The organism is Streptomyces bohaiensis (assembly GCF_012033785.1).
GTDB lineage: Bacteria > Actinomycetota > Actinomycetes > Streptomycetales > Streptomycetaceae > Streptomyces > Streptomyces bohaiensis.
On sequence record NZ_JAAVJC010000274.1, the window covers coordinates 1 to 6252 of the forward strand.

The window sequence follows — 6252 nt, forward strand, 5'->3', positions numbered from 1 at the left end:
CGCCGGCCCCGCGGTGACCCGCCCCTCCCCCGCCGGGCCCGCGTTCCCGGCGGCGCGCGCCACGCAGGCACCCCGGGGCCCGTACCGCGCCCCAGGACGCCCACTCCGCGAGAGGAACCGCACGCCATGACCCACGCACCCTTCGCGTTCTTCGACACCCGTGTCCTGCGCACCGAGCGCCTCAGCCCCACCTTCGTGCGGGTCACCTTCACCGGGCCGGACCTCGCCGGCTTCGCCTCCGGCGGCCGCGACCAGCGGTTCAAGCTGTTCCTGCCCCACCCCGGCCAGGACCGTGCCCTCGTGCCGTCCGCCGCCGGAGACCGCTGGTACCCGGAGTGGTGCGCCATGGACCCGGACATCCGTGCGGTGATGCGCACCTACACCGTCCGCGACCAGCGCCACGCGCCGGAGGAACTGGACGTCGACTTCGCCCTCCACGGCGACATCGGCCCCGCCGTCCGATGGGCGGCACGCGCCCGGCCCGGCGACCACGCCGTGCTGCTCGGGCCGACCGAGCCCGACAACGGCGGTGTCGACTTCCGCCCGCCGCCCGGCACCCAATGGGTCCTGCTCGCGGGCGACGAGACGGCGCTGCCCGCCATCGCGGGCATCCTCGACCGACTTCCCGCCGGCACGGAGGCCCGCGTCTTCCTGGAGATCCCCGACCCGGCCGACCGTCGTTGGCTCCCGACCCGCGCGACCAGCGACGTGACCTGGACCTGCCGAGGTCGGTCGGCGGTCCAGCTGCACGACGCGGTCCGCGCCGCCCGACTGCCCGCCGGCACCCCCTATGCCTGGATCGCGGGCGAGGCGGCCGGCGTGAAACGGCTGCGCCGCCACTTGGTGGGCGAGCGCGGGTTCGACCGCGGGCAGGTCACGTTCACCGGCTACTGGCGGGCGGGCGCCTCCGAGGACCAACTGCTCGCGCAGGCCACGCTCACCGCCGTGGCCGACGACTGACCCGGCGGCCTCGGCCGCACCGGCAGGCCCGGGCGGCCGCCGGGTACCGAGCGGCGTCGGATACCGAGGCGGCCACCGGGCCCGGTACCCGGCCCCGGCGCGGCCTCGGTCAGAGCCCCAGCGCCGCCACGGCCTCCCGCACATCGACCGCGTGCCGCCCGTCGGGAGCCGTCTCCCAGACCGCACCGCAGAGCGCCCGCAGCCCGTCCACCGGGTCACCGGCCCCGTCCAGGGACGCCACACCGCCGTCGACGACGGCCCGCATCCCACCGCACCGGTAGCCGCCGCCCTCGGCGGCCGGCACGGGGACGGGCGCCGGGATCGGCGCGAGCAACCCGCGGAGGTCCGCCGTCACATACGTGGGCCGGTGCCGCGGCTCCGCCGCCACCAGCGCCGCCGCGTCGGTGACGCCCGTCAGCACCAGCAGCGAGTCGACGCCGCCGTTGTGGGCCCCCTCGATGTCGGTGTCCAGTCGGTCCCCGACCACCAGCGGGGTCCGCGCCCCGGTGCGGATCACCGACTCGCGGTGCATCGGCGGCTGCGGCTTGCCCGCCACCACGGGCTCCCGGCGGCCGCCGCTGCCGATCCGCACGACCTCGACCGCCGCACCGTTGCCGGGACCGATCCCGCGCGGTGTCGGGATGGTCAGGTCCGTATTGGACGCGAACCACGGCAGCCCGCGACCGACCGCGACCGACGCCTCGACCAGTCGCCCCCAGGGCAGGTCCGGTCCGCCGTACCCCTGCACCACCGCCAACGGCTCCTCGTCGGCCGACTCCACCGGGACCAGTCCGCGCTCGGCGAGCGCGGACCGCAGCCCCTCCGCCCCCGCGTACAGCACCCGTGCGCCCGGCGGCACCGCCTCCGAGACCAACCGCGCCACCGCCTGGGCCGAGGTCACGACCTCCCCGGGGACCGCGGGGAGCCCCAGCTCCGCCAGGTGGGCGGCCACGACCTCCGGCGTGCGGGCGGCGTTGTTGGTGACGTAGGCGAGTCGCATCCCGCCCCGCGCCGCGGCCAGCAGCGACGGCACCGCGTGCTCCACCGCGGCCCCGCCGACGTACACCACCCCGTCCAGGTCCAGGAGCGCGGTGTCGTGGCGTTCCGCGAGCGGCACGTCCGATCCGGCCGGCAGCGGCCCGCCACCGACCGGTGTCCCCGGCGGGCGTGCTCCGTGGTCTGTACCGGCGGTGCGATCTGTGCGGTCTGTGCGGTCTGCGTCCATGGGCACCGATCATCGCGCACGCATCACCCTGCCCTGGGGCCGCCCCGGCGCTTACCATGCGGGGATGCTGTCACACGGTCTCGACCTGGCTCCGTTCCGTGGCGTGCGGTACGTGCCGGAACGCGTGGGGGACCTCGCGGCCGTGACGTCCCCGCCCTACGACGTCGTGGTCCGGCCGGACGGCGTCGACGAGTTGCGGACCTCCGACCCCCACAACGTGGTGCGGCTGATCCTGCCGCAGGCCGGTGGCGAGGGCCCCGCCAGCCGGGTCGCCGCGCGCACCCTGGAGGAGTGGCTGCACGAGGGCGTGCTGGCCCGCGACGCACAGCGGGCGCTCTACGTGTACGAACAGCGCCGCGGGCCGACCCTCCAGCGCGGCGTCATCGGCGCGCTGCGGCTGGGCCTGCCCGCCGACGGTGTGGTCCTCCCCCACGAGGACGTGATTCCCGACGTGGTCGCCGAACGCTCCGCGCTGCTGCGCGAGACGGCAGCCAACCTCGAACCGCTGCTCCTGGGATACCGGGGCGACACCGCGGCGCGGGACGCGGCCCCCGGAGCGGGTGCGCCGGCGGGCTCCACGGCGGCGGCGATCGACCGGGCCGTGACACGGCCGCCGCTGCTGGCCACGGTCACCGAGGACGGCTTCGCCCACCGGCTGTGGGCGCTCACCGACCCGACCGAGATCAGGGGGGTCGCCGAGGACCTGGCCCGGCGAACCGCGCTGATCGCGGACGGCCACCACCGGTGGGCGACCAGCCGGCGGGTGGCCCAGGAGCACGGCAACGCACCGCCGTGGGACCGTGCTCTCGTCCTCCTGGTGGATACCGCGCGCTATCCGCTCCAGGTCCGGCCGATCCATCGGGTGCTGCGCCACCTGCCGCCGGACCGCGCCCTGGCAGCGGCTGCCGGATCGTTCCGGTCCCGCCGGTTGGAGCGGCGCGACACCGGGGCCGCCCTCACCGCGCTCGCCGCCGCGGCGGGCCCGGCGTTCGTCCTCACCGACGGCAAGGGGGCCCACCACCTGCTCGACGCGCCGGCGCCGGAACTGCTGCGGCGCACCGTGCCGGTGGGCCGTCCGGAGGCGTGGCGCCGTCTCGACGCCACCGTGCTGCACGCGGCCCTGCTCGGAGCGGTGTGGCAGGTACCCGACCTGCCGTCCCACATCGCCTACCTCCACGACACGGACGCCGCCCTGGAGCAGGCGGCTCGACACGGCGGAACCGCCGTCCTCATGCGGCCGGTCGAGGAGCGGACCGTCCTGGAGCTCGCCCGGCAGGGCGTCACCATGCCCCGCAAGTCGACGTCCTTCGGTCCCAAGCCGGCGACGGGACTGGTGCTGCGGCTGTTGGAGGACAGCTGACGGACGCTCCGCTGACGGCTCATCACAGCCGCCGACCACCGGTGAGACCCCCGGACAGCCCGAGGGGCCGGGTACGGACAGTTGCTGTCCGTACCCGGCCCCTCGGTCACCACAGGCGGTGCGGTGGTGCGGCCGCTCAGCCGGCGGAGGCGACGCCCCGCTCGGTGTCGGTCACGGCGCCCTCCGCGTCCACGCGCTCCTCGGTCGTCGCACCGCCGTCGGGGGCGGGCAGCTCCGTGACCGCGGTGTCGGTCGGCTGGTCGCTGTCGACCGCGGCCGACGGCCGGTCCTCGGCCTCGGTCCGGGCCTCCTCGTCGGCCTCGTCGGTGTCCTCGTCCGCGCCGGCGGTGGACGTGCCGGGCACCGGCCAGTCCTCGTCCGCCTGGTCGTCCGCGGCGTCGAGCTCACGCTCGTCGGCGTCGCGGTCGTCACGGTCGTCGCGATCGGCGGCGGCACGGCCGTCGTCGTCGGCGTTCTCCTCCTGCGAGGAGTCGTCCAGCGCGTCGATGAAGGTGACACCGTCCAGCTCGGCCAGTCGGTCGGAGGCGTCGGTGGCACCGGCCTGGTCGGCCTCCAGCGTGCGGGCGAACCACTCGCGGGCCTCCTGCTCGCGGCCCACGGCCAGCAGCGCGTCGGCGTAGGCGTACCGGAGCCGCGCCGTCCAGGGCTGCGAGGAGGTGGAGGCCAGCTCAGGGCTCTGCAGCGTCACCACGGCGGCCTCGGCCTGACCCATGTCGCGCCGCGCGCCTGCCGCCACGAGCCGCATCTCGACCTGTCCCGCCTTGTCCAGCCGGGTCACCTCGGGCTCTCCGGCCATGGCCAGTGCCCGCTCGGGTCGGCCCAGCCCTCGTTCGCAGTCGGCCATCACGGGCCACAGGTGGGAGGAGCCCGACATCCGTCGCGCGGCACGGAACTCGGCCAGCGCCTCGGCGTACTTGGCGACGCCGTACGCGGCGAACCCGGCGGCCTCCCGGACGGCGCCGACGCGGGAGGCGAGCCGCAGGGCGACCTTCGCGTGCCCGTAGGCGGCTTCGGGGTCCTCGTCGAGGAGCTGGGCGACCATCACCAGGTTGCGCGCGACGTCGTCGGCCAGCGTCTTGGGGAGGGTCATCAGCTCCTGGCGGACGTCGGGGTCGATCTCCTCGCCGGTGACCTCCGGCGGGATCGGCAGTCGCCGGACCTGCTCGCGCGACCGGTCGCCCCGGTAGTCGTCCCGCCGGTCGCCGCCGTCACGCCCGTAGGAACGACCGCCACCGCGGGGGCCGCGGTCGTCGTGGTCCCGGTTGTAGGCGGGGCGGTCGCCGTCACGGCGGAAGCTGCCGCCGCGCTGGTCGTCCCGACGCGGGCCACTGGGCCGGTCGTCACGGCGGAACGACGGCCGGTCACCGTCACGGCGCGGGCCACGGGGGCCGCGGTCGTCACGGTCGCGGTTGTAGGAGGGCCGGTCACCGTCACGGCGGAACGACGGCCGGTCGTCGTCACGGCGCGGGCCGCGGGGACCACGGTCGTCACGATCCCGGTTGTAGGCGGGGCGGTCGCCGTCACGGCGGAAGCCGCCGCCGCGCTGGTCGTCCCGACGCGGGCCACTGGGCCGGTCGTCACGACGGAACGACGGCCGGTCACCGTCACGGCGCGGGCCACGGGGGCCGCGGTCGTCACGGTCCCGGTTGTACGCGGGCCGGTCACCATCGCGACGGAACCCGCCACGGTCGTCGTCCCGGCGGAACGACGGCCGGTCACCGTCACGGCGCGGGCCGCGGGGTCCACGGTCGTCACGGTCGCGCTTGTACGCGGGCCGGTCGTCGTCACGGCGGAACGACGGCCGGTCGTCGTCTCGGCGCGGCCCGCGGGGGCCGCGGTCGTCGCGATCCCGGTTGTAGGCGGGGCGGTCGCCGTCACGGCGGAAGCCGCCGCCGCGCTGGTCGTCCCGACGCGGGCCACTGGGCCGGTCGTCACGACGGAACGCGGGCCGGTCACCGTCACGGCGCGGGCCACGAGGACCACGGTCGTCACGATCCCGGTTGTAGGAGGGCCGGTCACCATCGCGACGGAACCCGCCACGGTCATCGTCCCTCCGGTAGGAAGGGCGGTCGTCGTCACGGCGCGGGCCGCGGGGACGGTCGTCGCGGCGCTGGTATCCACGGCCGTCACCGTGGTCGCGCCCGCTGGGCCGGCTGCCGCGATCGTCGCGGCGGTTGTCGTCGTGTGCATGGGACATGGGGTGGCTCCTGACTTCTCTGCCGACGCACCACATTCCGTGCAACGGCATTCGCCCAACGGCAGACCGCCGAGGGCACACAAAAAAGGGGCTGTTGCCCCCAGCGCATGAACGCTGGGGGCAACAGCCCCTCAAAGATTGTTCGGCGGCGACCTACTCTCCCACACGGTCCCCCATGCAGTACCATCGGCGCTGAAAGGCTTAGCTTCCGGGTTCGAAATGTAACCGGGCGTTTCCCTCTCGCCATGACCACCGAAACTCTTTCGGATGCACCTCGCGAACGAGGTCACCAAAACAGCTCTAGCGAACAAGCACACTCTTCAGTTGAAGAAACTGGTTCACCGGAAACCGTTTGTTATCCGGGAACCACACAGTGGACGCAAGCAACTATGGACAAGCCCTCGGCCTATTAGTACCAGTCAACTCCACCCATTACTGGGCTTCCATATCTGGCCTATCAACCCTGTCGTCTACAGGGAGCCTTACCCC

4 protein-coding genes and 2 rRNA genes are annotated in these 6252 nt (G+C 74.8%); 2 read left to right on the forward strand and 4 right to left on the reverse strand.

Annotated features, from left to right (window positions below):
• The first annotated feature begins 126 nt into the window (after positions 1–126).
• Positions 127–960: a siderophore-interacting protein gene (locus tag HCN52_RS20655; protein WP_168089961.1), complete on the forward strand. Its 834-nt coding sequence runs from the start codon at positions 127–129 to the stop codon at positions 958–960.
• A 109-nt stretch (positions 961–1069) separates the two neighbouring features.
• Here the strand turns inward: HCN52_RS20655 and HCN52_RS20660 are convergent, their stop codons facing one another.
• On the reverse strand, positions 1070–2077 hold the full coding sequence (locus tag HCN52_RS20660; protein ID WP_312876806.1) for an HAD hydrolase-like protein: 1008 nt from the start codon (positions 2075–2077) through the stop codon (positions 1070–1072).
• Positions 2078–2249: 172 nt separating this feature from the next.
• Between HCN52_RS20660 and HCN52_RS20665 the strand changes: the two genes are divergently transcribed.
• Entirely contained in the window at positions 2250–3545 is a 1296-nt protein-coding gene (locus HCN52_RS20665; RefSeq protein ID WP_168089963.1) for a DUF1015 family protein, read from the forward strand.
• 136 nt (positions 3546–3681) lie between these two features.
• Here HCN52_RS20665 and HCN52_RS26525 read toward each other — a convergent pair whose 3' ends face one another.
• From HCN52_RS26525 to HCN52_RS20680, 3 genes are all read right to left on the reverse strand, one after another.
• On the reverse strand, positions 3682–5763 hold the full coding sequence (locus HCN52_RS26525; protein WP_280923945.1) for a tetratricopeptide repeat protein: 2082 nt from the start codon (positions 5761–5763) through the stop codon (positions 3682–3684).
• A 140-nt stretch (positions 5764–5903) separates the two neighbouring features.
• A 5S ribosomal RNA gene (gene rrf / locus HCN52_RS20675) occupies positions 5904–6020 on the reverse strand.
• Between the two features lie 132 nt (positions 6021–6152).
• A 23S ribosomal RNA gene (locus HCN52_RS20680) occupies positions 6153–6252 on the reverse strand; the annotation flags it as partial.

Coding starts and splice junctions, on each gene's coding strand:
- HCN52_RS20655 (WP_168089961.1), top strand. CDS start 127: ATGACCCACGCACCCTTCGCGTTCTTCGACACCCGTGTCCTGCGCACC.
- HCN52_RS26525 (WP_280923945.1), bottom strand. CDS start 5,763: ATGTCCCATGCACACGACGACAACCGCCGCGACGATCGCGGCAGCCGG.
- HCN52_RS20665 (WP_168089963.1), top strand. CDS start 2,250: ATGCTGTCACACGGTCTCGACCTGGCTCCGTTCCGTGGCGTGCGGTAC.